This is a genomic window from Mycobacterium sp. IS-1590 (assembly GCF_001500025.1).
In the GTDB taxonomy this organism is placed as follows: domain Bacteria; phylum Actinomycetota; class Actinomycetes; order Mycobacteriales; family Mycobacteriaceae; genus Mycobacterium.
On the sequence record NZ_LQIW01000001.1, the window covers coordinates 63,864 to 88,387 of the forward strand.

Below are 24,524 nucleotides of genomic sequence, written 5' to 3' on the forward strand. Positions count from 1 at the left end.
CAGTTATCGCGCCCGAATGCTTTGCGCCACCTCGCCGTAACGCTCGAACCGCGCCGGATCGGCCAGCGCGTTGTAGAGCACCACGCGTGATGCCACCCCGCCGTACCGTGAGATCAACGCGTCCGCCAGACCGTCCCACGTCGACTCCGTGGCGAACACCGCGATGTGCTCGTCGGTGATCTGCTCGGCCATGCCCTTGTAGTCGCCGGCCTTTTGCTTCTCCCGGATCCGCGCCGTCGTACCCTCAAACCCCGCCTCGTCCCAGATGAACGCGTAGTTCGGCGTGCTGCCGTAGAAGCTCATGCTCGTGCGCACCAGCTCCCGCTCACGATCGCGTTCTGCGTCGGTGTCGCCGACGATCGTCATCACCGGCACGATCACCGCGATGTCGTCGACCGAGCGTCCCGACTTCGCCGCGCCCTGCGCCAGATTCGGCAGCACATGCCGCCCGATGTATCCCGGCTCGCCGAGCGGATGCACGTGGATTCCGTCGGCCACTTCGCCGGCCATCCGCAGCATCCACGGGTTCACGGCCGCCACATCCACTTTCGGATCAGGCGCGTCGATCGGTCCCGCGCTCCACTGCGGTGTGATGAAGTCCAGGCTGTAGAAGTCGCCGCGATGCTCGAGCTTGCCCGTCCGGAACGCATGGAAGCACGCCTTCACCGCCAGCACGTAGTCCCGCAGCCGCGGGCCCGGTCGCTCGAACTCCATCCCGTAGCGCCGCACCACGTGCGTGCGGACCTGCGTACCCAACCCCAGACGAAAACGGCCGCCGGTTGCCTCCTGCAACTCCCACGCCGTCGCCGCCGTGACGAACGGGCTGCGCGGAAACGCCACCGCGACGCCCGTCGACAACTCCAGCCCCGGCGCGGCCTGCGCCGCCACCGCCGCATTCAAGTACGGCGTGCGCCCGGTCTCGGTGAACAGCAATCCGGAGAAGCCGGCCGTCTGCGTCCGTCGGGCCAACTCGCCGATGTCCTGAAGCGGTTGGGGGGTCGTCATCACGTCGACGTGCACAGTCGCACCCTAGCCCGACCACCGGTCTGCTACGCCAACTTTGGCTAGCCTTTGCTTAACAACCGCCAAGGTCGACGCGAACTCTGGGAACCTCCACCACTTTCGCGGTGCCTTTCGTTACCTTGGCTACACGCTGCGATCGTGAATCCGATGTCGTCGGAAGGGATAGCCGTGACAGACCAGTTCTTGGAGCCCGCGCCGAGCAAGGCGGAACTCGCCATCTCCAAAGGCTGGGTCCAGGGCGTCGCCCTGGTCATGGTGTTCGGCTTCCTGATCATGGGCATGCTGGCCGCCCGGACCTACTCCGACTCGATGCCGCAGCCGCAGCGCGTCGTCGGACCCGACGGCCAGACGCTCTACACCGCGCAGGACATCACTGCCGGACAGCAGATCTTCCTGCGCCGCGGGTTGCAGCAGTACGGGTCGGTGATGGGCCACGGCGGCTATCTCGGACCCGACTACACCGCCGAATACCTTCGCCTGTCGGCCGACCATGTCGGCCAGGAGCTGCGCGACGCGGGAGTGCAGGATCCGACCGCCGCCGTCGTCGAGATGATGCGGACCAACCGCTACGACGAGGCCACCGGAACGCTGCAGTTCACCGCCGAGCAGGTGAGCGCCTTCGAGAAGATCCGCGACTACTACGCCGACTTCTTCGGCACCGACTCCACCGAGTACGGCCTCATCCCGCAGGTCATCACCGACCCGCAGGAAATCAAGGAGCTGACAGCGTTTTTCAGCTGGACCGCCTGGGCCAGTGCGGCCCAGCGTGACGGCCACTCCTACTCCTACACCAACAACTGGCCGCCCGAACAGCGCGTCAACAACACGCCAACGGCCGACATCCTGGTCTGGTCGGCGATGTCGCTGATCGCGCTGCTCGCCGGGCTCGGCGCGTTGTTCGCCCTCTACGGTCGGTGGAGCCGCAAGATCGGTTGGCACGCAACCGAAACCCCGTCCCTGAAGTTCCGCCAGCCCGGTGAGGTCGCGATCACCCCGTCGCAGAAGGCGACCGCGTGGTTCTTCCTCGTCGTCGCGGTGCTCTTCCTCGGCCAGGCGATACTGGGCGGCGCGATCGAGCATTACCGCGCCGAGCTGAGCAACTTCTTCGGTCTGGACCTGGCCCAGATTCTGCCGTTCAACCTGGCGCGGACGTGGCACGTCCAGCTGTCGTTGCTGTGGACCGCGGCGTCCTTCCTCGCCGCGGGAATCTTCCTGGCGCCGATCATCTCCGGTCGCGAACCCCGCCGCCAGTCCTGGCTGACCTACGGGCTGCTGGGCGCGTTGTTCGTCGTCGTCGCCGGCACCCTGATCGGCACGGCGCTGAGCACCTTCGGCGTCGACTGGGCCAAGGGCTCGATCTTCTTCGACCAGCAGTGGGAATACCTTGACCTGCCGCGCTTCTGGCAGGCGCTGCTCGTGATCGGGCTTTTCTTGTGGATGGCGATCATCTTCCGCGCGATCCGCTCGCGGCTGAAGACCGAGAGCAAGCTGAACATGCCGTGGCTGTTCTTCTACGCCGGTCTGGCCATCCCCGCGTTCTACGCCGTCGGCATGCTCGCCGGCACCGAAACCCATCTGACCGTCGCCGAATTCTGGCGGTTCTGGGTGGTGCACCTGTGGGTCGAGGACTTCCTCGAACTGTTCACCACGGTCATGGTCGCCTACATCTTCGTGATGCTGGGCGTGGTGCGACGCAAGATCGCGATCCAGCTGATCTTCCTCGACGTCATCCTGTACTCGATGGGCGGTGTGATCGGCACGATGCACCACCTGTACTTCTCCGGAACTCCGGTGGAGCACATGGCTCTTGGCGCGTTCTTCTCCGCGCTGGAGGTCATCCCGCTGACGTTCCTGACCGTCGAGGCGTGGACATTCCTGCAGCTGGGTTCGCGGCAGCAGTCGCGCAGCAGCGCGCCGTTCCCGCACCGGTGGGCAGTGATGTTCCTGGTTGCCGTCGGCTTCTGGAACTTCGTCGGCGCAGGCATTTTCGGCTTCCTGATCAACCTGCCGATCGTGTCGTACTACCAGATCGGCACCGCGCTCACAGCCAACCACGCGCACGGCGCGATGATGGGCGTCTACGGCATGCTCGCCGTCGGGTTGGCGCTGTTCGCGCTGCGTTACATCATCCCGCCGCAACGCTGGCCGGAGAAGCTGGCGAAGCTGTCGTTCTGGTCGCTCAACATCGGGCTGGCGTGGATGGTGTTCGCCACGCTGCTGCCGCTCGGTGTGCTGCAGCTGTGGCACTCGGTGAACGACGGCTACTACGAGGCCCGCACGTTGAACTACATCACCCAGTCGGGCAACGTGGTGCTCGAGTGGCTGCGCATGCCCGGTGACTTCCTGTTCATCCTCGGTGGTGTGCTGCCGTTCCTCTGGATCGCCTGGCTCGGTGTGCGTTACGGCATCAAGGCGACCACGCACACGCTGCCCGCCGAGACGTTGTTCGTCGAGGAACACGCCCACGCCGAGGAGGACCGCACGGGTATGGCGGTACCGGGTCGCAGCCGTTATGCCTCGGACCGACGGGTGGCGCCCGACGAAAGCGGTGAGGGTCTATGATCGCCGGCATCGGGATCGCCGCGTGGCTGACGATCGGCTACGCGGTGGTTCTCGTCGCCATCGCCTACGGCATCGACACGTTCGCCCGCCGCGCCGCGGCCAAGGTCGAGGGGCACCGCACGGGCGCGTTCGTCTACCACGAAGACCACGATGCCTGGCAGTGTCCGGAGGATCAGTGGTTGTGGCCCACGTCCTTTGACCCCGACAACCGGGTCATGCGTTACCGGGGGACCCCGTCGATCTGCAACGCCTGCCCGGTCAAGCACACCTGTACCTCGTCGCACGACGGTCGCGAGGTGAGCCGCGCGATCGACAGTTGGCCGGCGTCGGAGGCCGCGCGCTTCCACCGCGGAATCGCCTGCGCCGTCAGCGCCATCGCGGTGATCCTACCGTTGGCGACGGCCCTGGCTGCCGACACCGCACCGGAGGCGCTGCTGCTGTTGGGCTCCGCCGTCGTGGTCGGGGTGATGAGTCTGCCGCTGTGGTCGCACCTGCGGCGCACCCCGGCCGTCCCTGACGGGGTGGTGTTCCAGTCGCTCGACGAGAACCTCGAGGAACGAAAGCGGCTGGCCGAAGCGGAGATCCGGCGTCGTAGCTCGTATGCGTCCGACCGGCGGAGCGAGCCGAAGGAGGTGCTCTGATGGACGCCTGGATGGTGGTTGTGGTTTTCTTCGCGATCGTGCTGCTGGCGGCGGCGGTCGCATCGATACGCGTGGTCAAGGAGTACGAGCGCGGGGTGGCGTTCCGCCTCGGCCGGCTGCGCGGGCCCCTGGGACCCGGCATCGTCGTCGTGCTTCCGGGCGTCGACAAGCTCGTGCGCGTCGACCTGCGGACGGTGACGCTGACGATCCCGCCGCAGGAGGTCATCACCCGCGACAACGTCACCGCGCGCGTCAACGCCGTCGTGCTGTTCCGGGTGACCGATCCGACGAAATCGGTGATGGCCGTGGAGAATTTCGCGATCGCGACGTCGCAGATCGCGCAGACCACGCTGCGTTCGGTCGTCGGGCGCGCCGACCTCGACACGCTGCTCGCGCACCGCGCCGATCTCAACGAGGATCTCGCGGCGTCGATCGCGAAACAGACCGAACCATGGGGGATCGTCGTCGAGGTCGTCGAGATCAAGGACGTCGAAATCCCCGAGATGATGCAGCGCGCGATGGCCCGCGAGGCCGAGGCCGAACGGGAACGGCGCGCCAAGGTGATCAGCGCGCGCGGCGAGCTGCAAGCGTCGACCGAACTGCGCGACGCGGCGATCACGCTCAGCGAGAGCCCGGCGTCGCTGCAACTGCGCTATCTGCAGACGCTGCTCGAACTCGGCGCCGACCAGAACTCCACCGTCGTCTTCCCGATCCCCATGGACATCGTGCGCCCGTTCCTCGAAGGCTCACGGTCCGACAAGGCCGTCGACGCCGGCGGCCCCAGTGAGGCGGTTCCCCACATCAGGAGGGTGAAATCCGATGAGTAGCACCACACCTGACCCCGCGGCCGTCGGCGAGACCGACGACGCCTTGGACGACGGCCGTCCCGTCGTACTCGAGCCGACGCCACCCGGCCTGTGGCGCGCGCTGCTGGGAACGGCAGTGGCGGTGCTGGCGCCGCTGTTCGGGTTCCTGGTCGGTGGCATCTTCGGAGCCGGAACCACCGGCGACTCCGTCGATCCGATGTTCCTGTCGCTGTTCGCCGGCATCGTGATCGGCGGCGTCGGGGTGCTCGTTGCGCTCTCGGGCGGAGCGCGGTTGTGGCGGCACTTCCACCGGCAGGACGCTGAGTTGACATAACAGATCTGTCATGGTGGGCGAGTGGCTTCGTATGGTGGCGATCTAATTCGAGAAGCCCGCACCGACCTTCGCCGCGATGCGGTGTCCGCCGAAATCTACGGTGTGACAGTCGAAATCGCATCGCGAGCGGATGTTATTCGCTCAAAACAAGCTGCCAACCGGCCGAAGGATCACCGCGTCTTGCCGACGCTGCGGGAGCTGCTCGCCCGCCGCGACGAACGGCGATAGTCAGGTGTCGAGCAGCGTGACACCCTCGCGCCAGGCGGTGAGGACATCCTCGACGCGGTCGTACACCCGCGCCCTGGCGGTGTCGCGGTCGACACCCGACATCAGTAGGTCGTCGTATTCGGTGTCGATATGGCGGATCGACGCGGCGACGGCGAGTCGGACCGCTTCGGGGTCCAAACTCCGTGCCGCGGCGCTGCGCCCCACCCTGCCGCTGCCGCGCGCCGCGGTGTGCATCGCGATCGCCTCCGCGCGGTCCGGGGGACACCCGGGGAACTGCTCACGGATCGCGGCGGCGAACTCGCCCTGAAAGCGCACGTCTTCATCGGCGCGACGAATCCTGTCGCGATCGCGGCGCCTTGCCCGTAAGTCCGTGTCCGACAGGCATTCTCGCGCAGCCTGTTCGATGGCTGCCGGCTCCACCAGGACGCCTTGTCGTTCGTAGCGATGACGTCGCCTGGCCCAGCGCACCACGACCGCGGACAACCGGCTCGCCTTCTTGGAGCGACGGGTGAGCGCGGCGTCGCCGGACGGCAGGAATTCGAGATGGCCGAGGTCGGCGCAGTCGAGGCACAGGGTGCCGGCCGTGCCCTGGACCAGCAGATCGCCGGGGTCATGAGCGCCGCCGCACGACGCACAGTCCCAGGGGTTGTGCGGCGAGATCACGACGATGTCGCGGGGACGCGGCTGTTCGCGCACCGGCTCGACGTGGCCCGCCGTCGTCCAATACGTGCGGTAGGCCTGTTCGACGCCGGGGTCGCCTTCGGCGGTGAAGACTAGATCGCCATAGGTGGCCTCACGCTGGTCGAGCCCGCGCTCTTCGGCCCAGCGCCGCAATGCCTCCGCGGCTTCGACGACCTTGTCGCCGCCGACCTGTACGCACATCTCCAGCCGCGGAACTCGGCCCCGCTCCCAGCGCTCGACGTTCGGTTGCGCAAGCCAGCCCACTCCCACGAGAACGTCGATGGTTCGGACCGCTCCTCGTTCGGCCAGCACCGCATCTGCCGCGCGGGCGACGCGCGTCTTCACGTTCGCCATGAGCCGACGCTACTTCCCGTGGGTGACATCGCCGAACCGACGGGTGGTATCAAAGTGGTATCGTCACGTGCATGGGCATGACGTTGCGGACCAGTGAGAAGCAGGCGGAAGCGCTTCGCCGACAGGCCGAGGTCGAGGGGCGTTCCATGCAAGCGGTGGCGCTGTCAGCCATCGACGAGTATATCGAGCGCCGCGCGCATCAAAATGACGTAAAGGCAGCGTTAGACAAGGTAATCGAACGCGAACAAGGTGTGCTGCGGCGACTAGCAGACACGTGACCGTCTACCTGGACCTCGATGACTTGTTGCTGATCGCGGCGCGGGCGATCTCCAGTGAGGTGGTGGTCAGGGACTACGGCTTGCTGGAATCGGCGGTGGCGCGGCCCAAGACCACGGTCGCCGGGGCCGACGCCTATCCCGACATCCACACCAAGGCGGCTGCCGTGCTGCATTCCCTCTGCCGCAATCGTGCACTCGTCGACGGCAACAGGCGGCTGGCGTGGACGGCGTGTCAGGTGTTTCTCGGCCTCAACGGTGAGTGGGTGACGGCAGGCGAGGACGCTCGTTTCGACTTCATGATCGCCATCGCTTCGGGTGCGATCGACGACGTGTCCGAGATCGGGACACAGTTGAGGACATGGTGCGCCTGAAACCCGGTTAGCGATCGGCCAGCCAGGCGAAGAACTCCTCGGCGGTGAACACCGGCTTGCCGTACTCCTGCGCCTTGCGCGCCTTACCCGACTGCGTGCCCGCCTCGGCCGTGACCAGCACCTCGCAACGCGTCTTGGTCACTGACCGCACCGGCTTCAGGCCCGCCTTCGCAGCCATCCGCTCGATCTCGTCGCGTTCCACCAGGCGGCCGTTCGGGTCCAAAGCCGTTCCGGTGAAACAGATTCGCGCGCCGGGCACCAGTGCTTCTCCGATGTCGTGGCGGGTGGCCAACTCCGCGTCGCTCACCACATCGACGCCCAGCAGGTCCGACACCGCGTGCAGGCGCGCCACCACCTCGTCGGGCAGCAACGTCCGGGAGGCCGCCGCACGCAACTGATCCGCGACCGTCGACCGGGCCGCCGCGTCCCACGACGAGTCCAGGTCTCGCTGCACCGATGCGCCCAGCAGCACCGCTCCGACGTCGCGGCTGATGCGTAACAGCGCCGACAACCCGGGCAGATGCTCGGCCGTCGGGGTCGGCACGTCCGGGTCGCGGCTGACCAGGAGACCCGAAACCGATTCCGCAGGTTCCGGTTCCTCGAACGGCGACGAACCCTCCTCGACGTCCGCGGTAGCCAACGCCCCCAGCGCCGACCGCGCACGTTCCAACGCCGTCCGCCCCGTCACGCGCGCTCCGCGCAGTTCGACACCCAGCGGCATCGGCGTGACGTGGCCGAGGCGTTTGAGCTCGAAGTCGATCAGCCCCAACGTCTCGTCCACTCCCGGCCCTACGGGCGTGCAGCCGGCCAGCATCGGCGCGATCACCGCCCAGGCTTCGCGCAGCGTGGGCGCCAGCAGCACATCGGACACGCTGATGCCGTAGGCGTTTCGCGCATCGGCCAGATCACGCTGGGGGTTGACCAGCGTGGAGACGGCGGTCCCGTCGTCAAAGGCCACCGCCAGCTCCACCGGCCGCGGCCGCGACATCCGTCCTTCGTCGCCGACGGTGAGCATGCCGATCGCGCAGTACTTGCGCGCCGCGGCACCGCCGACCGAGCTGCGCAGGAAGCGTGCGATGCGCCGGTCGGTCTTCAAATCCTTCGGCAGCACAGGGCGTTTCAGCACCAGCCCCGCCAGCGAGGTGCACCGGCTCAACGCCACGTACAGCTGACCCGTGGAGAACATGCCGCCGGTGAGATCGACGACGACGCGCTCCAGCGTCTGCCCCTGGCTCTTGTGGATCGTGATCGCCCACGCCAGCTTGAACGGCAGCTGCGTGAACGTGCCGATCACCTCACGACGCAGCGTGCCGCCGTCGACCACCGGGCGCGTCGCCTCCCACGTGAAAGGCGTGACCTCCGCGCATGATCCGTCGGCGAACTCGACCTCGACCACGACGCCGTAGCGGTCGTAGCCGACGCCGACGACGCGGCCGATCGAGCCGTTGACCCACCGGTCGCCCTGGTCGTTGTTGAGCATCATCACCTGCGCGCCGACCTTGAAGCGCAGTTCGTCCTCGATCGGCTTGTCGAACAGCGACAAGTCGCCGGACTCGCGGGCGCGGTGCATCATCTCGTCGCCGTCGAGCCGCTCGAGATGCTGGCGGTTGCGTGCGGTCACGAGTCGATTGGTCGGCGCGAGTGTCAGCCAGAACTCGTCGTCGGGAGGGATGAAGTCGTTGTCGGCGCGCGCGTTGAGCTGCTCCTGGGCGTGGCCGAGTAGGACGCCTTCACGAATCTCGTTGAGGATCGCGGTCATCCGGTCGTCGCCGAGTTGGCGGAAGACCGTCGTCAACGAGATGGTGGGGAAGTCCTCGCGGGCGAACTTGCGAGCCGAGAAGAAGTAGGGAGTCTCATAGACCGTCGAGAAGTAGGTTTCTTCGCCGTCGCCGACCACCGGTGGAAGCTGGTACAGGTCGCCGACGAGCACGATCTGCACGCCGCCGAACGGCACGCCCGGCTCCGGTCCGTAGCGCTCCAGCGCCGTGGCGACCATGTCGAAGACGTCGGCGCGGACCATGGAGGCCTCGTCGATGATCAATGTCTGCAGCGACGCCAGCGTCCTGGCGAATCGGCCCGGCCGGTACTGACCGCCGGTGACGTCGCCCAGCGTCGTCGTCGTACGGAAGCCGAACAGCCGGTGAATGGTGTAGCCGTCGACGTTGAGCGCTGCGATCCCCGTCGGCGCGACCACCACGACGTTGCGGTCCGTGTCCGCCATGAAGCGACGGATCAGCGTCGACTTGCCGGTGCCCGCCTTGCCCGTGAGAAACAGATGCTTGCCGCCGGCCAGCAGCGCCAAGGCCTCCCGGAACTCGTCGGTGAGGATCAGATCCCCGCTCACTGGTCGGACAGTACCCCGTGGCCTCAGCGCGCAGTTGGCGACGCTCGACTCTGGCCTGGCGCATCTGCACAGCGACGTGGCAGTCCTCATCGCCAGATCTACGCGGCGGATGGGCGTCGGTTCTGCCGACTCCCGCCCGCACGCGGCACACTGGAGCGCGTGGCGGAATTGCTGATCGCGGCGAACCCGCAGCCCGACTCCCGGCTGCGGTATCTGTTGCGACTTCCGCAACCGGGCGGGGATCTGGTCTTTCGGACCTCGGGCACGTGGCCGCGCGTCAAAGCGCTGTACTGCCACCCGATGAGTCTTGACGATTGGCCCGCCGACGCCGAGGTCATCGAACGGCTTCCATTGCAATCGTGTCAGCGTCGGGGCGCGGCCATCGATGTGATTCTGCAGCGGGGACGCGAGAACCGCTCCCAGATCGTGTTCACCACTGCCCGGGGCCGCGAGGTGGTGTTCTGGCAGTCGCCGCGCACCCGTAAACAAGCACGCCCCAACGTGCGAACGCCGACCGCGCGCGCTCAAGGCATCGAAGAGTTGCAGGTGCTGGTGGATGCGCATGAGCGGTACGCCTACACCTTCAGCTCGCAACAGGTCAGCATCGTGAAGCGGGCACTGCCATGCGGTGACTACGGGATCACCGTGGACGGATCGCTGGTGGCCAGCGTGGAACGAAAATCACTACCCGATCTCGTGTCCGGCCTGACCACCGGCAAGCTTCGCTTTCAGGTCGCCCATCTCTCGGCACTCCCGCGCGCAGCGGTTGTGGTCGAAGACCGCTACTCGCAACTGTTCCGGCACAACTTCGTCCGCCCCGCCGTGGTCGCCGATGCCCTCGCGGAGTTGCAGATTCGGTGGCCCAGCGTGCCGGTGGTGTTCTGCGAGACTCGCCAGCTCGCCGAGGAATGGACTTACCGCTTCCTCGCTGCCGCGCACACTTGGGCGCTCACTGAAGAAGCTGTGCAACAGCGCATCTCGGGGGAGCGAATCGACATCGCGATGCCTGGGCCGGCGGGTGCGGAGTCCGAACCGAGCACCGCCGAAGTCCGCGCGTGGGCGCGCGACGCGGGCCTGCCGGTACCGGACCGCGGTCGGCTGCGCCCCGAAATCTGGCAGGCGTGGCGCGACGCGCACGACCCCTCGGTCAAGCCATAGCCATCGCTTCGCGGGCCATGACCTCGGCCGCGGCGCGCTCGCCGGAACGCACGGCGCCGTCGATGAACCCGTACATCACCGCCGACGTCTCGGTGCCGGCCCAGTGGATCCGTCCGCACGGCTCACGCAGCGCCGGTCCGAACTCGGTGAGCACACCCGGCGGGGCGTGCGCGATCATCCCGCCGCCGGAGTACCGTTCGATGGTCCAGTTCTGTTCGACATAGTCGACCGGTTTGAGCGCTTTGTCACCAAGACGTTCCGCGACAGCGCCCAGGACCGCGCTCCTGCGCTCGTCCTCGTCTAGGGTGGTCAACCGGCGCGCTTCGGGCCCCTCGGTGATCACCGTGAGCATCCCGGGAGTGCCGGTGTCGGTGCACGAGTCGATCGTCAGGCTCGCGGGTGATCCGGGTCCGAACGACTGCCCCGACAGGCCGTCGGCCCGCCAGAACGGCTCATCGAACACCAGCGCGATCTTGTAGACCGCCCCGCTCGGCATGCGTTGGTGCAGGAACGACCGGTCGACGGGAAGCATTGGCTCATAGGAGATCTGGCTTGCTATCGAGATCGGCACCGCGACGATCGTTCGGCGTGCGTTGACCACCATGTCGTCGGAGCGCACGATCACCCCGTCGGGATTCTGCTCGACGCTGCGCACCGGCTGCGACAGGTGGAGGACGTCACCGAGCTCGGCGGCGACCGCACGGTGGATGGCGCCCATGCCGCCGACCGGGCGCGCGTCCTCGGCTGCGTCTTTGACGCCCAGCACGAAGCTCGGGCCGCCGGCCGATGCCATCTGATACAGCACGAACAGCAGTGAGATTTCCGATGCCGCAGACGTATACAGCCCCGCAACAGCGCTTTCCAGCAGTTCGCGGGCGGGTTTGGACAGCGTATTCCTGTCCAGCCACGCCGCCCAGCTGGTCTGGTCCCACTTCTGCGCCTTGCGTGCGGTCCACGGCGCCTCCACCGGGATGGTTTTGCACATCTGCGTGAGCTCGAGAAACACCGTGCCGATGTTGGCGACCGCCCACGGACTCATCGACAGCGGAATGGTTCCGGTGTACCGGTACTTCTTGCCGTCGACGAACATCATCGCGTCACCGTCGGTGTACTGCTTGTAGCTCGGCACCCCGAATTCCTTCATGAGCGCGTAGATCGCGTCCTGCCCGGGACCGATCCAGGCGCCACCGCGGTCGATCCACGCCCCGTCGTCGCGTACTTCCGTGAAGGTGCGACCGCCGACACGGTCGCGGGCTTCCAGCAGCGCCACCGAATGACCCGCTTGTTTCAAGCGCAGTGCCGCGGTCAGGCCGGCGAACCCGGCACCCACGACGCAGTAATCCACCTCTGCCATGACAGCCCCTTCGATCGATTTGCGCGGGGCCGGACGGCCGGGTGCAAGCCTCGGCGCGCCCTCAAACGGGCGCGAAGGCACCTAGACTCAACGCCTGATTGCCGCTTGTGTCAATAAACCGTTGCGTCGGGAAGGTTTTCGTGAGGGCGGGAAGCGGGGCACCGATGTGCGGTTAGACGTCCTACCCGTCAAAATTGTTGTCGCTCAGCGGATCCTGCTGCCGTTGTGAACGGTACGACGCGCAGTCCTTCATACGCCGCGCGCACCAACTGTTCGTCGGTGAAGCGCGGACGGTCGAGGTGCGCACCGGGTATCAACAGGGCAATCTCGCCCACAACACGCTCCGGGGCGGTGCCTGTACAAGGAACCGCAGCCGCTCAGTCTCGGACTCCTCGCGGACGCGTCGCACGACGTCGAGGATCGCCGTCTCGACCGAATCCGCCCGCACGCTTCCAGTCCATCGTTGTTTGCCCGAGCAGGCCGAGTAGCGGATCGCGGACCCGCGTGGACGGGCCAGAGCGACGGCGACCGTAGTAGTCATGGCTGGCACTGTATGTGCGGGGTACGACAGGTCGACCTGTCAGGCGATACAGCGGAACCCGATGTGCGTGGTGGCGCTGTCCTGCGACTGCGACGACCGCGCGGCCGGGCGGTAGCGATGGCAGTACTCGGGTGCGCACAGGTGCGAGCCGCCCTTGAGCGTCTGGAATTTCGACGGGTCACCGGTCGGCGGCGCACAGCAGCCCGACTTCTGTGGACTGTGGCGCGGCGCGTACGTCGTCGTCGTCCATTCCCAGATGTTTCCGATCATGTCGACCACGCCGAATGCGTTGGGCGGGAACGTACCCACCGGCGAGGTGCCGACCCAGCCGAGCGCGCCGTCGTTGCGGTACGGGAAACGACCCTGCCATGTGTTGGCCATCAGGCGTCCGTCGGGCTGCACGTCATCGCCCCAGGCGTAGCGGGCGTGGGATCCGGCCCGCGCGGCGTACTCCCACTGCGCTTCGGTCGGCAGGCGGCGACCCGCCCACGCCGCGTAGGCCGACGCGTCCGGATACGCCACCTGCACGACGGGATGGTCGGCACGGTCGTCGATCGACGATTCGGGTCCGAACGGGTGGCGCCAACTGGCGCCGGGCACCCAGGTCCACCACTGCCGCCAGTCGCGCAGGTCGACCGGGCCGCGGGTCGGCCGGAACACCAGCGCGCCGGGCACCAGGTCAGCGGGATCGGCCCCGGGGTAGGCGGCGGGGTTCAGTTCCCGCTCGGCGATCGTGACGTAACCGGTGTCGGCGACGAACTCGGCGAACTGCGCGGTGGTGACCGGATGGCGCTCGATCGAGAACGCCTCGACCGTCACCTCGTGGACGGGTGCCTCCTCCGGGTAGAAGTCGGTCGATCCCATCTGGAAGGTGCCCGCGGGCAACTCGATCAGTTCGGTCAGCACCACATCAGGCTAGGCGCTGCCGCCGATCTCGCGAATCCAAGGCGTGCGCACGTGCCACGATGTACCGATGAGCGACGATATGGCCGCCGAGCGCGACTTCAACGAGCGCAACATCGAGGAGTTCCGCCGCAACGGAGGCAAAGTCGGCGGCCAGTTCGAGGGATTTCCGCTGCTGCTGCTCACCTCTACCGGCGCCAAGAGCGGACAGCAACGCGTCAACCCGGTCGCCTCCTTCGACATCGACGGCCGCATCTACATCGTCGGCTCCGCCGCCGGTCGCGAGGCCAGTCCGGGTTGGGTGTTCAACCTGCGCGCCAATCCGGCCGCCTCGGTGGAGATCGGCGCCGATCCGCCCCGGCAGGTCACCGCGCGCGAGCTTCCGCGTGACGAACGCGACCGCATCTACCGCGTCGTGGTCGAGCGCGCGCCCGGGTTCGGCGAGTATGAGCAGCGCACCGACCGCGTCATCCCGGTGTTCGAGCTCGTGTAGCCGCCGCGAATGCGGTAGGTCCGCGTCAGCGGCGGGGAATGTGCTCGACGTCGCAGCGGTTGGGCCAGACATGGCCAAGATGACGACTGATGAGCGCGAGAAGTTCCTGTCCGACGTCCACGTGGGCGTCATCGCCGTCGAGCGCCCCGGCCGGGCGCCGCTGAGCGTGCCGATCTGGTACGGCTACACACCGGGCGGCGAAGTGCTGCTGTGGACAGAGTCTGAGTCCCTCAAGCACCGGCTCATCAAGGAGGCCGGCCGGTTTTCGATCACCGCGCAGGACGAGGCGCCGCCGTATCGATACGTCACCGCGGAGGGCGATGTGACCGGTATCGGACCGGCTGAGGATGCGATCGTGCGGGAGATCGCCACTCGCTATCTGGGCGAAGAGGAAGGCAACACGTTCACCGATCAGAACCTCACGCCGACGTCGGTGATCATCCGGATGCGCCCGCAGCGCTGGCTGAGCTTCGACTACTCGACGGAGTAACCGCTTCTTGTGCACCGTCGCGGGCTGCGAGCGTCCGCGAAATGCCGGCTATGCGCGGCGTGTCGGGCGCAAACACGGTCGCTCGCGGCAGTTAGGGGGCCGGGGGGCAGGGGGCCGTCAGATCTGGCCGTGGCGCGGCGGGGGTGTGCCCGTCAGGGTGTAGCGGCCGATGTGCTGGATCTTCCACCGCGTCGGGTCGTGCAACGTATGAGTTCGGGCGTCGCGCCAGTATCGCGACAGGTTGCCCGACGCCGAAGCGCTTCTGGTTCCGCCCAATTCGAACAACACGTTCGACGCGTCCAGCGACGCGCGTACCGCGGCCACCTTCGCCGCCGCGACGGCGATCGACGCCTCGGCCGCCGTCTCGTCGGACAGATGGGCCTCGGCGTGGTCGACCGCCCGCGCCGCCTCCGCCAGCAACGCTTGCGCCGCCCGCACCGTCACGGCCAACTCTCCCGCGACCGTGATCAGTGTTGGGTCGTCGACCGCGGCGGCCACGCCGGCCTCGAAGTGTGGCCGCGCCCGTTCGGCCTGGCGCACACCGGCCGCGAGTGCCCCGGTCGCGATGCCGACGTCGATCGCGCTGTGCAGCAACTGTGCTCGGGCACCGTATACGGACGGCCCCGCGAAGATCGGCGAGAACGGCACCACGTGTTCGACGGGCACCGCGACGTTGTCGAGCGTCACCGTGCCCGACGCCGTCGTGCGTTGCCCCATGCCGTCCCAGTCGTCGACCACCGACAACCCCTCGGCGTCGCGCGCGACGAACGCCACTGCCTTCGGCGTCTGCGCGGTCGGCACCTCAGAACCGTCGGCCAGCGACGCCCGCACCAGCACCCAGTCGGCGAACAGCGCGCCCGTTGAGTAGAACTTGCGCCCCGACAACACATAGTCGCCCGATGGCTGGCGCACCAGCGTGGTCGTGTCGACGTCGACGGTGTGCGGCCCGCGCTCGGACTGCGCATTTGCCAGCAGGGCCCCGTTGCGCACCCGGTCGTAGAAGTACGACTTCTGCGTATAGCTGCCCTGTAACCGCAGCGCCTCGAGAAACACGAAGTGCGAGTGGGGAATCTGGGCCAGCGAGGGGTCGGCGTGAGCGATCCGCCGAAACACCTCGGCCAGCACCGTGGCCGGCGCCGCGATGCCCCCGAAGTCGACGGGCACCGTCAACGCCAGCAGGCCCGACTCCTTGAGCGCCCGCACCTGATCGTGCGGCAGCCGACGCTCGGCGTCGCGTGCGCACGCCTCGGCATCGAATTCGGCTGCCAGTTTCGCCGCGACGTCGAGCGCCTCGTCCGTCGATGCGATCGGGTTCATCGCGAACCGCTGACGAACGGGATCGACGCCGGGGCGGCCGTCGTCGCCGAATCCTTGTACAGCCCGCGCTCACGCAGGATCGGGACGACGCCCTCGCCGAACCAGTACAACTCCTCGAGGTGGGGGTAGCCGGAGAAGATGAACTCGTCGATGCCGATGTCGGCGTATTCGGCGATGCGGTCGGCGACCTCGACGTGGCTGCCGACCAGCGCGGTGCCCGCACCCCCGCGGACCAGGCCCACGCCGGCCCACAGGTTCGGTGCGATCTCCAGCGAGCGGGCGTCGTGCCAACTGCCGTCGCGTCGATGCTCCTCGTGCAGGGCCAGCATCCGTTTCTGGCCCTCGGATTGGCTGCGGTGCAAGCCTTTCTGTGCGTTGCGCACGGTCTCCTCGTCGAGCGCGGCGACGAGCCGGTCGGCTTGTGTCCACGCCTCGTCGGAGCCGTCTCGCGAAATCGTGTGCAACCGGATGCCGAACCGGATATCGCGGCCCTGCTCGGCGGCGAGCTCGCGGATCCAGGAGATCTTCTCGCGCACCGCCGACGGCGGCTCGCCCCAGGTCAGGTATACGTCGGCGTGGCGGGCGGCGACCGGTCCCGCGGCGGCCGAGCTGCCGCCGAAATACAACGGCGGCAACGGGTTCGGAAGCGTGGGCAGGGCGGCCTCCTCGATGCGGATGTGCTCGCCGGCCAGCGACACCGTCTCCCCGGCCCACAGTCTGCGCACCACTTCGAGGAACTCGTCACACCGCTGGTAGCGGCCGTCCTTGTCGAGGTAGTCGCCGAACGAACGCTGTTCGTGCGCTTCACCGCCGACCACCACGTTGAGCAGGATGCGTCCGGGTGCGTGCCGTGCGAATGTCGCCGCCATCTGCGCCGACAGCGTCGGGCTGACCAGTCCGGGGCGGAGCGCGACCAGGAACGCCAACGACGTCGTCTCGCGGGCGAGCAGCGACGCGGTGATGAACGCGTCCTCGCACCATGCGCCCGTCGGGATCAGCGCGCCGGTGAAGCCGAACGATTCGGCGGCGCGCACGATCGAACCCAGGTAGTCGATCGAGGCGTCGCGGTCGCTGTGCGCCGCGCCGGCTGGCAGGCCGTGCCCACCGCCGACGATCAGCCGGCTGTCGCCGTAAGTGGGCAGAAACCAATGCAATTGGATGGTCACAGGGTCATTCCTTGATGGCCGCGGGTCGGCCGGGACGTCACGTTGCGCGCCGCCGCGGGGAGCTTGACCGGCTCGGTCCAGTACTTCAGGTCTTGTTCGCGCCTCGACCGGTTGTCAGGGGGCTTCCCCGGCCCGGGGATCTGGTGGGCGACGTAGTTCATGTCGACGGCGTTGAAGCGGATCACACGAGTCACCCCGAAATGCTGCCCAGCGGCGTCGACGCCGTCACGGGTTAGGTTCAGCGCGATCAGAACAGCATTTCGGGCGCGCTCGCGGGCGTCGAGCGGCCGCCGAGCGTCGAGATTCCGCGGCGTGTCGAGGTGCAGACACGGACGCTCGCGCGATGGAGGTGGGGTAGGCGGGGGCAAGCGGCCGGATTTCTCGCGGATGGCGGATGACCTGCGGCGTGATAGCCTCTACGCGGGTGTTTATCTACATCCGTTCAGAATGAGAGAAGTTGAAAAGTATGGCACAGGGAACTGTGAAGTGGTTCAACAGCGATAAGGGCTTCGGCTTCATCGCTCCCGACAGCGGCGACAAGGACGTCTTCGTCCATTACTCGGAGATCCAGGGCAATGGATACCGGTCGCTGGAAGAGAACCAACGCGTCGAGTTCAATATCGAACAGGGCGCCAAAGGACCTCAGGCAGTCGGCGTCAGCGCCGTCTGAGTTCGCACAATCGACAGTGGGCTGGTGGGACTCCCCGCCAGCCCACATCTCGTTTAATGGGGTAGACGTATCGCGGTGACGTCGCATCCGAATGCCGAAGTCTCCGAAGACCTTTCGTCCATTGTCGACAGTGCCCCGTCCGGGCTCGCTGGAACTACGTGCCGAAAACCGGATCCGATCGACGATCCGGCCATCTCGATGCCATGACCGAGGCTCTCGTCGAGGGTCCTCGACGGGTGGTGGATGCGACGCTGTTCACCCCGCCACTCGCCGATGCGTATCGGGACGGGCCGCGAGGCCGCCGCGGTCTGACCACCGCGCGATCACCTGAACCAGCTGTCGATCGCCTGACCAGGGGCGTCGACACCGCCATCGGGGTTCCCTAGACTGGTCGCAACGCCGACGCCCTGCGTCGTCTCCGTCGATTTCGGCCGGTGGTCCGTGATCACGACGGGTTCACACACGAGCCCGCCCCACCACCCCGAACGCCCACAGGACACCCTTTGGCAATCACCGACGTCGGTGCGTACACCCATTTGAGCACCACGGAAATCGAAACCCTCGGCGCCGAGCTGGACGCCATCCGCAGCGAAGTCGAAGGCTCGCTCGGAGAACGCGACGCCACCTACATCCGCCGGACCATAAAGTTTCAGCGCGCCCTCGAAGTGCTCGCCCGGCTGCTCATCGGCACCAGCCGGTCCCGCACCGGCTGGCTGGTCGGCACGGCCGCGCTGGCATACGCCAAGAGCGTGGAGAACATGGAGATCGGCCACAACGTCAGCCACGGCCAGTGGGACTGGATGAATGATCCTGAGATCCATTCCGCCACGTGGGAATGGGACATGGTCGCCGTCTCGGCGCAGTGGCGGTACTCGCACAACTACCGGCACCACATGTTCAGCAACGTCGTCGGCGTGGACGACGACCTCGGCTTCGGCATCATGCGGATCACCCGGGACATCCCGTGGCAACCGGTACACCTGTTGCAGCCGCTTCGAAACCTGTTGTTGGCGAGCATCTTCGAATGGGGAATCGCGCTGCACGGCGTTCACTCCGAACGCGACCGCGCAGAGGGCGACACCGGGCAGGTGACCCGGGAGAGGAAGAAACTGGCTCGCAAGATCGCCCGCCAGGCCGTCAAGGACTACGTGGTCTTTCCGGCGCTGAGCGGACGCCGTTGGCGCCGCGCCCTGGCCGCCAACGCGGTGGCCAACCTCCTGCGCAACCTGTGGGCATATGTGGTGATCTTCTGCGGCCACTTTCCCGACGGAGCCGAGAAGTTCACCGCCGACGCCATCGAGAATGAGAGCCGGGCGGACTGGTACCTGCGCCAGATGCTGGGGGCGGCCAACTTCAAGGCCGGTCGTCTGCTGGCGTTCTCGAGCGGCAACCTCTGCTACCAGATCGAGCACCACCTGTTTCCCGACCTGCCCAGCAATCGGCTCGCGGAGGTCGCGGTGCGGGTTCGGGACGTCTGCGACAGATACGGCTTGCCCTATACATCCGGATCGCTTGTGCGCCAATATCTTTTGACGCTGCGCACGATCCACAAGCTGGCCCTGCCGGACGACTTTCTGACGGCCACCAGCGACGACGCGCCGGAAACGGCGTCGGAGCGCAAGTTCGAGACGAAGCGGGCGTCCTAGTCTTCAGTCGCGGCCGAGAACGCGCCCCAACAGGCCGGGGCGCGCGCTGGGCCCCCTGCGCGGCGAGTACGGCCACGGGTTGTTGCGCTCGGGCACCGACTCTGCCCGCGCCTGCTTGAGCTGCGCGCGCAGATGCTGTCGCAGGTCATGCAGATCCGGATCGGTCCACCGGTTGCGGGCCTCGGCCGGGTCGTCGGTCAGGTCGTACAACTCCCACTGGTCGTCGAGCGGCGACGTACGGTAAGCCTCGCCGCCGAGGCCGTTGGCCGCGAGGTGGCGCACTCCGGGCTCGGTCCAGGTCGCGGGATCGTCGAAGGTCCGCACCAATTTCCACAGATGCCCCTGGCCACCGGCCTCGTCGACGCGCACCACGAGGCCCTCGAAGTTCGACGCGACGTGCGCTGGTATCCGAATACGCAGTGGCGCAGGCGGATTCGTCCCGCGCTTGATCTTGCGCGCCAAACCCGACGCGCCAGTGTCGCCCTCGAGCACGTTGTCGCGCGTCATCAGGTACACCGCCCGCGAGTCGTCGGCTTGCGCGCCGTCGACCACGGGCATCAGGTTGCGGCCCGGCAGGTCGTGCACCTCGGAGAAGGTCTCCGCCAGTTTCGCCGCGGCGGCCTCGACGTCGACACCGGCGGCGCCCAGCAGTGTCGGCACGATGTCCACGTGCGACGTCGGCGCCGTCACCGTCCGCGGTTCGGTCGCCTGCTCGCCGATCCGGGCCACCACGAACGGCACCCGCGTCGCCTCGTCGTAGAGGTTGAACCACTTCTGGTGCAGGCCGCCGTGCGCGCCGAGCAGGTCGCCGTGGTCGGATGTGCGGACCAGCACCGCGTTCTCCGAACCGCCCTCGGTGACCGCGCGGCGCACACGGTCGATCGGGTTGTCGACCTCGGCGTGCAGCCGGTAGTACAGGTCCCGATAGCGCTGCGCCTGGCGGGTGTAGGTGCGGTCGATCGCCGGCGCGGGGCCGTAGCCCGAGTAATAGGCCTCGCGGAACGCGATCTGCGCGGCGGGCTTGGTGGACAGGTCTTCGTCGGCCGTCGGCGCCGGGGGCACGTTCGGCGGGTCCAGCGGCGACGGATGCACCGGGCTGCGCCGCTGCCACGCCGGGAACAGCACGATGTCGTGCGGGTTGACGAAGCTGGCCACCAGCAGGAACGGTCGCATCGCGTCGACGTCGCCCGCGCGGCGCCGGTCGTAGCGGTCCCGCAACCAGGCCACCACCCGGTCGGCGATCAGCGGGTCGCGGCGAACCCCCGCGTTGGCCAGCGGGGCGCCGTGCGGCTCCGGACCGACCCATCCCGAAAAGCCATACGGCGCAAGCGGATCGGCGTCAAGGTAGCGCTGCACCGCTTTCGGGTCGACGACGCCGTCGTCGTCATTGGTGGCCAGCGGCTCACCGGTGGCCGGGTCGGTCAGGTCCGCGTGCGAGATGTGCCACTTGCCGTCGTAATGGGTGTCGTAACCGGCCGCGCGGAACCAGTTGCCGAGCGTGGGCACCTCGTGAGGGCGCAGCCAGCGCATGCGGGAGTCATCGGCGGTCTTGCCGATCCCGTCGGTCTGGGTGACGCCGTGCAGGTCGGGGTACTGGCCGGTGAAGATCGTCGGGCGGCTCGGCACGCAGGCCAGCGACCCGGTGTAGTGCCGCGCAAAGCTCACGCCGTGCTCCTCGAACCACCCGCGGCCGGTGAGCGTCTCCCGTCGCCAGGCGAGGACCTCCGGCGCCTCGTACGGCGGCACCGCGCGCTCCTCGTCGGTCATCACGATGATGATGTCGGGGCGGTTCGTCATCGGGTGCTCTCCAATCGTTTCGCCAGCGCGGCGAGCATGGTGTCGGATCCGCGGGCCAACGCCTGGCAGGCCAGGCGTTCGACGAGCTGCTGCGTTCTGCCTCTGCCCTTGCGGACGGTGGTGGTGATTGTCACGATCGTCTGTCCGCCGCTCGTCGGCTCCAGGGTCCAGCGGTTGCTGATCTCGCCCAAGAACTTGGGCAGGCCCGCGATCTCGTACGCCAGGACGTACTGCGGATCGCATTCGGTGACGGTCTCGACCAACGTGTTGCGCCCGATCTGCACACGTCGCGCGGTGCCGACCAGGGCGCCGTCCGGTCCGTGCGTCAGGATGCAGGAGTGGTCGACGTCCAGCCACGAGGCGATGGCGCCGAAATCGGCGAGTACATCCCAGATCTGCGTCGGGCTGGCGATGATGACGCGGCTGCGGTCGAGTTCGGCCACGGCCCCCACCGTACGTGAAACTGACGACGCCGTCAGGCGAACCTTGCTGGGTGGTGCGCCGAAAGTACGGTTGTTGCACGTAAGTCACGGATTTCGGTGCAACAACCGTACTCTCGGCGGCGGCGACGCCGTCAGTCGAACCGCCCGGACACCCCCCGATGCACAAATTTTGGGGGCATCGCAGCGGTGTATCTGTGGATACCGGGAGTTTGCGGGGCCGGTTACTGCAGCCGTGCGACGAGCGCGTCGGTCACGTCCGTGGTCGACGCCCGCCCGCCCAGGTCCCCGGTCCGGGTCTCCGGTGCGGCCAGCGTCGACTCGACGGCGCCCATCACCTCGCCGGCGGCCGCCGCGTGGCCGAGGTGCTCGAGCATCAGCGCCGCCGACCACACCGCGCCGATCGGGTTGGCGATGCCCTGTCCGGCGATGTCGGGGGCCGAACCGTGTACAGGTTCGAACATCGAGGGGTACTGCTTGGTGGGGTCGAGGTTGGCCGAGGGGGCTATCCCGATCGAGCCCGCCACCGCTGCCGCGAGGTCGCTGAGGATGTCGCCGAACAGGTTCGAGCCGACCACGACGTCGAATCGCTGCGGCTGCAGCACGAACTTGGCGGCCAGCGCGTCGATGTGCTCGCTGTCGAGCCGCACGTCCGGGTAGTGCGACGCCCGTTCGGCGACCACCTCGTCCCAGAACGGCAACGTGTGCACGATGCCGTTGGACTTGGTCGCCGACGTCACGTAACCGCGACGGGTGCGCGCGAGCTCGAACGCAAAGTCGGCGATGCGACCGACGCCGTTTCTGGTGAAAACCGATTCCTGGACCGCCATTTCGTCGGGGAAGCCCCGGTTCAGCCGCCCGCCGATCTCGCTGTATTCACCCTCGACGTTCTCACGGACCACCACGAAGTCGATGTCGTTGGCCGTGCGCAGCGGGCTCGCGACGCCGTCGAACACCCGGATCGGCCGCATGTTGACGTACTGGCGGAAGGCGCGGCGGATCGGGATGAGCAGACCCCACAACGAGACGTGGTCGGGGACACCCGGCCAGCCGACCGCACCGAGCAGGATGGCGTCGAATTCGCTGAGGGTTTCGATCCCGTCGGCGGGCATCATCGCGCCCTGGTCCGCGTAGCGTTGGCACGACCAGTCGAACTCGGTGTAGGACAACGCGATTCCGTGCTTGGCTGCAACCGCGTCGAGCACCGCGCGCGCCGACGCGATCACCTCGGTGCCGATCCCGTCACCGGGAATGACAGCGATTGACGATGAGCCGCTAGCGCGAGGAGAATCTGACTCCGTCATGTACCCAATCCCAAGAGGCTGATCATCACCGGCAGCAGAATGATGATCAGAATAGCGCCCGCGATGTCGAAGGCGATACCGGAGCGGATCATCTTCGTGATCGGCACGACGCCCGAACCGTAGACGATCGCGTTCTGCGGCGTGGACACCGGCAGCATGAAACCGAACGAGGCCGCGAACGTCGCCGCCAGCGCCGGCACGAACGGGTTGACGCCCGCGGCCAGCGCGACCGGGATGATGATCGGCACCACCACCGCGGCCGAGGCGGTGTTGGAGGTCGTCTCGGAGACGATGATCGCCAGCACCACCGCGAAGATGGTGATTGCGATGCTGCTCGTCAGGCCCAGCGCGTCGTTGACCGAGGTGCCGATGGTCTCGGCCAGCCCGGTCGACGAGATCAGCGAACCGAAGATGATGCCGGTACCGAACAAGATGATTGTGCCCCAGTCGATTTCAGCGGCATCTTTCCAGCGCAGGGTGAATTCCCTGCTCTGCCAGTCGGTGGGCAGCAGAAACAGCAGCGAGGCGCCGAACACCGCGACCACGCCCTCGTCGAGGCGGTCGCTGACGAACTCGTAGGCGGTGGACTCGGTGCCGGTGATCAACGCGACTACACCGGGCAGGATCCACAACATCACGGTGATGCCGAACGCGATCAGCGTGTTCTTCTCCGCCCGCGACAGCGAGCCGAGCTTCTCGCGCTCGCTGGCGACGTATTCCGCGACCCCGTCGATGCGTTTGATCTCGGGCTTGTTGAGGCGCAGCAGGATCAGCGCCAGCAGCAGGAACATCACGAAGCAGATGGGGATCGCCATCACCATCCACTGGCCGAAGCTGATCCGTTCACCGGTGGCCTCTTCGATCAGGCCGCGCCCGATCAGATTCGGGGGACTGCCGACCGGGGTGAGCAGGCCACCGACGCTGGCGCCGTAGGCGAGCATCAGCATCAGGGCCGCACCCACGCGTAGCCGCTGTGGATCGAAGTCGGGTTCGACGTCGCCGCGCTGCTGGAGCAGTTTGGCGATCACGGACAGGATGCCGATCGCGGTCGGCAGCAGCATTGCCACCGTCGCGGTGTTGGAGACGAACGCCGACAACAGACACGTGATGGCGCCGAACGCGATGATGACACCGGTGGTCGAGCGGCCGGCACGCGGTAGGGCCAGGATGCGGAACGCGAAGCGCCGTGCCACACCGTGTTTGAGCATCGCCTGGGCGAGGATGAACGCGCCGATGAAGGTGAAGATGGTCGAGGATCCGAACGGGCCGAGCACGTCGTCGACGGGCGCCACCCCGAGGAACACCGCGACCGCGACGCCGAGCAGACCGCCGATCGGGATGGGTACGGCCTCGCTGATCCACAGCGCGATCACGCCGAGCAGAACCGCGCCGAGCACCTGTTGTTCGCGCGGGATGTCGAGCGGCAGGACCAGGAAGACGACGGTCAACAGCGGGGCGAGGAACAGGCCGATCGTGCGGCGGCCCTTCTCGAACCGTTCCTCGCGCGGTGAGAGCTTCTGTTCGCCCAGGCTTCGGTATGTCGCGCTGCCGAGCAGTGCCTTGTCGACGTCGGTCGGCGTGACCTGGTTCTCCGCAGTCATCACAGGCTCCGTCCACCCGGGT

Annotated in this window: 26 protein-coding genes; 13 read left to right on the forward strand and 13 right to left on the reverse strand. The window is 67.4% G+C overall.

The genetic code is table 11. The annotated features are described in order from the left end of the window. Positions 1–3: 3 nt before the first annotated feature. Entirely contained in the window at positions 4–1,020 is a 1,017-nt protein-coding gene (locus AU197_RS00295) for a TIGR03617 family F420-dependent LLM class oxidoreductase (RefSeq protein WP_064400419.1), read from the reverse strand. A gap of 171 nt (positions 1,021–1,191) precedes the next feature. Here AU197_RS00295 and AU197_RS00300 point away from each other — a divergent pair, with 171 nt between their 5' ends. The 5 genes from AU197_RS00300 to AU197_RS26165 are packed head-to-tail and all read left to right on the forward strand — an operon-like array spanning position 1,192 to position 5,594. Then, a complete protein-coding gene (locus AU197_RS00300; RefSeq protein ID WP_231744784.1) occupies positions 1,192–3,585 on the forward strand; it encodes a nitric-oxide reductase large subunit in 2,394 nt (797 codons plus the stop codon). Next, the gene (locus AU197_RS00305) at positions 3,582–4,226 is read left to right on the forward strand and encodes a hypothetical protein (RefSeq protein WP_064400421.1); all 645 of its coding nucleotides are present in this window, start codon (positions 3,582–3,584) and stop codon (positions 4,224–4,226) included. The genes AU197_RS00300 and AU197_RS00305 overlap by 4 nt, the downstream gene beginning before the upstream one ends. An 11-nt stretch (positions 4,227–4,237) precedes the next feature. After that, positions 4,238–5,053, forward strand: coding sequence for an SPFH domain-containing protein (locus tag AU197_RS00310; RefSeq protein ID WP_231744796.1), 816 nt, complete (start codon positions 4,238–4,240; stop codon positions 5,051–5,053). Next, positions 5,046–5,366: a hypothetical protein gene (locus tag AU197_RS00315; RefSeq protein ID WP_064400423.1), complete on the forward strand. Its 321-nt coding sequence runs from the start codon at positions 5,046–5,048 to the stop codon at positions 5,364–5,366. Before AU197_RS00310 ends, AU197_RS00315 begins: the two co-directional genes overlap by 8 nt. Before the next feature lie 21 nt (positions 5,367–5,387). Further along, positions 5,388–5,594 carry a hypothetical protein gene (locus AU197_RS26165; protein WP_156434260.1) on the forward strand — a complete coding sequence of 69 codons (207 nt, stop codon included), beginning with the start codon at positions 5,388–5,390 and terminating at the stop codon, positions 5,592–5,594. Here AU197_RS26165 and AU197_RS00320 read toward each other — a convergent pair whose 3' ends face one another. Further along, positions 5,595–6,629, reverse strand: coding sequence for a DUF2293 domain-containing protein (locus AU197_RS00320; RefSeq protein WP_064400424.1), 1,035 nt, complete (start codon positions 6,627–6,629; stop codon positions 5,595–5,597). A gap of 71 nt (positions 6,630–6,700) precedes the next feature. Between AU197_RS00320 and AU197_RS00325 the strand changes: the two genes are divergently transcribed. Both AU197_RS00325 and AU197_RS00330 read left to right on the forward strand, forming a co-directional pair. Then, a complete protein-coding gene (locus AU197_RS00325) occupies positions 6,701–6,907 on the forward strand; it encodes a hypothetical protein (protein WP_064400425.1) in 207 nt (68 codons plus the stop codon). Continuing rightward, complete coding sequence (locus tag AU197_RS00330; protein ID WP_064400426.1) at positions 6,904–7,278, forward strand: type II toxin-antitoxin system death-on-curing family toxin; 375 nt, start codon at positions 6,904–6,906, stop codon at positions 7,276–7,278. Before AU197_RS00325 ends, AU197_RS00330 begins: the two co-directional genes overlap by 4 nt. A gap of 7 nt (positions 7,279–7,285) precedes the next feature. On the opposite strand, the gene AU197_RS00335 is transcribed toward AU197_RS00330, so the two are convergent. Further along, on the reverse strand, positions 7,286–9,622 hold the full coding sequence (locus AU197_RS00335; protein ID WP_082696435.1) for an AAA family ATPase: 2,337 nt from the start codon (positions 9,620–9,622) through the stop codon (positions 7,286–7,288). A 159-nt stretch (positions 9,623–9,781) separates the two neighbouring features. Here AU197_RS00335 and AU197_RS00340 point away from each other — a divergent pair, with 159 nt between their 5' ends. Next, positions 9,782–10,780, forward strand: a complete 999-nt coding sequence (locus AU197_RS00340) for an ERCC4 domain-containing protein (protein ID WP_064400427.1) — start codon at positions 9,782–9,784, stop codon at positions 10,778–10,780. Here AU197_RS00340 and AU197_RS00345 read toward each other — a convergent pair. The 3 genes from AU197_RS00345 to AU197_RS00350 form a co-directional block, all read right to left on the reverse strand. Then, positions 10,770–12,134, reverse strand: a complete 1,365-nt coding sequence (locus AU197_RS00345) for a flavin monoamine oxidase family protein (protein ID WP_064400428.1) — start codon at positions 12,132–12,134, stop codon at positions 10,770–10,772. The two genes, AU197_RS00340 and AU197_RS00345, sit on opposite strands and share 11 nt — an antisense overlap. Positions 12,135–12,447: 313 nt before the next feature. Next, the gene (locus AU197_RS26175) at positions 12,448–12,675 is read right to left on the reverse strand and encodes a hypothetical protein (protein ID WP_156434261.1); all 228 of its coding nucleotides are present in this window, start codon (positions 12,673–12,675) and stop codon (positions 12,448–12,450) included. Positions 12,676–12,714: 39 nt separating this feature from the next. Then, complete coding sequence (locus AU197_RS00350; RefSeq protein WP_064400810.1) at positions 12,715–13,581, reverse strand: formylglycine-generating enzyme family protein; 867 nt, start codon at positions 13,579–13,581, stop codon at positions 12,715–12,717. A 67-nt stretch (positions 13,582–13,648) separates the two neighbouring features. Between AU197_RS00350 and AU197_RS00355 the strand changes: the two genes are divergently transcribed. Then, complete coding sequence (locus AU197_RS00355; protein ID WP_064400811.1) at positions 13,649–14,071, forward strand: nitroreductase family deazaflavin-dependent oxidoreductase; 423 nt, start codon at positions 13,649–13,651, stop codon at positions 14,069–14,071. A gap of 70 nt (positions 14,072–14,141) precedes the next feature. Continuing rightward, complete coding sequence (locus tag AU197_RS00360) at positions 14,142–14,561, forward strand: pyridoxamine 5'-phosphate oxidase family protein (protein ID WP_197415419.1); 420 nt, start codon at positions 14,142–14,144, stop codon at positions 14,559–14,561. Positions 14,562–14,678: 117 nt separating this feature from the next. Here AU197_RS00360 and AU197_RS00365 read toward each other — a convergent pair whose 3' ends face one another. Genes AU197_RS00365 through AU197_RS00375 form a run of 3 tightly spaced genes read right to left on the reverse strand, consistent with a single transcriptional unit; the run spans position 14,679 to position 17,238 of the window. Further along, positions 14,679–15,878 carry an SfnB family sulfur acquisition oxidoreductase gene (locus AU197_RS00365; RefSeq protein ID WP_064400429.1) on the reverse strand — a complete coding sequence of 400 codons (1,200 nt, stop codon included), beginning with the start codon at positions 15,876–15,878 and terminating at the stop codon, positions 14,679–14,681. Further along, positions 15,875–17,044 carry an LLM class flavin-dependent oxidoreductase gene (locus AU197_RS00370; RefSeq protein ID WP_064400430.1) on the reverse strand — a complete coding sequence of 390 codons (1,170 nt, stop codon included), beginning with the start codon at positions 17,042–17,044 and terminating at the stop codon, positions 15,875–15,877. Before AU197_RS00370 ends, AU197_RS00365 begins: the two co-directional genes overlap by 4 nt. Continuing rightward, positions 17,041–17,238, reverse strand: a complete 198-nt coding sequence (locus tag AU197_RS00375) for a hypothetical protein (RefSeq protein WP_156434262.1) — start codon at positions 17,236–17,238, stop codon at positions 17,041–17,043. Before AU197_RS00375 ends, AU197_RS00370 begins: the two co-directional genes overlap by 4 nt. A 272-nt stretch (positions 17,239–17,510) precedes the next feature. Between AU197_RS00375 and AU197_RS00380 the strand changes: the two genes are divergently transcribed. The 3 genes from AU197_RS00380 (at position 17,511) to AU197_RS00390 (ending at position 19,360) form a co-directional block, all read left to right on the forward strand. Continuing rightward, a complete protein-coding gene (locus AU197_RS00380; RefSeq protein ID WP_064400432.1) occupies positions 17,511–17,714 on the forward strand; it encodes a cold-shock protein in 204 nt (67 codons plus the stop codon). Positions 17,715–17,917: 203 nt separating this feature from the next. Further along, a complete protein-coding gene (locus AU197_RS00385; protein WP_064400433.1) occupies positions 17,918–18,100 on the forward strand; it encodes a hypothetical protein in 183 nt (60 codons plus the stop codon). Between the two features lie 117 nt (positions 18,101–18,217). Continuing rightward, entirely contained in the window at positions 18,218–19,360 is a 1,143-nt protein-coding gene (locus AU197_RS00390; RefSeq protein ID WP_064400434.1) for a fatty acid desaturase family protein, read from the forward strand. 3 nt (positions 19,361–19,363) lie between these two features. On the opposite strand, the gene AU197_RS00395 is transcribed toward AU197_RS00390, so the two are convergent. The 4 genes from AU197_RS00395 to AU197_RS00410 form a co-directional block, all read right to left on the reverse strand. After that, entirely contained in the window at positions 19,364–21,157 is a 1,794-nt protein-coding gene (locus AU197_RS00395) for a sulfatase-like hydrolase/transferase (protein ID WP_064400435.1), read from the reverse strand. Continuing rightward, a complete protein-coding gene (locus AU197_RS00400; protein WP_064400813.1) occupies positions 21,154–21,600 on the reverse strand; it encodes an SRPBCC family protein in 447 nt (148 codons plus the stop codon). Before AU197_RS00400 ends, AU197_RS00395 begins: the two co-directional genes overlap by 4 nt. Positions 21,601–21,821: 221 nt before the next feature. Further along, positions 21,822–22,901: a tartrate dehydrogenase gene (locus tag AU197_RS00405; RefSeq protein WP_064400436.1), complete on the reverse strand. Its 1,080-nt coding sequence runs from the start codon at positions 22,899–22,901 to the stop codon at positions 21,822–21,824. Next, positions 22,898–24,502 carry an SLC13 family permease gene (locus AU197_RS00410; protein WP_064400814.1) on the reverse strand — a complete coding sequence of 535 codons (1,605 nt, stop codon included), beginning with the start codon at positions 24,500–24,502 and terminating at the stop codon, positions 22,898–22,900. The genes AU197_RS00405 and AU197_RS00410 overlap by 4 nt, the downstream gene beginning before the upstream one ends. Between the last annotated feature and the right edge of the window lie 22 nt (positions 24,503–24,524).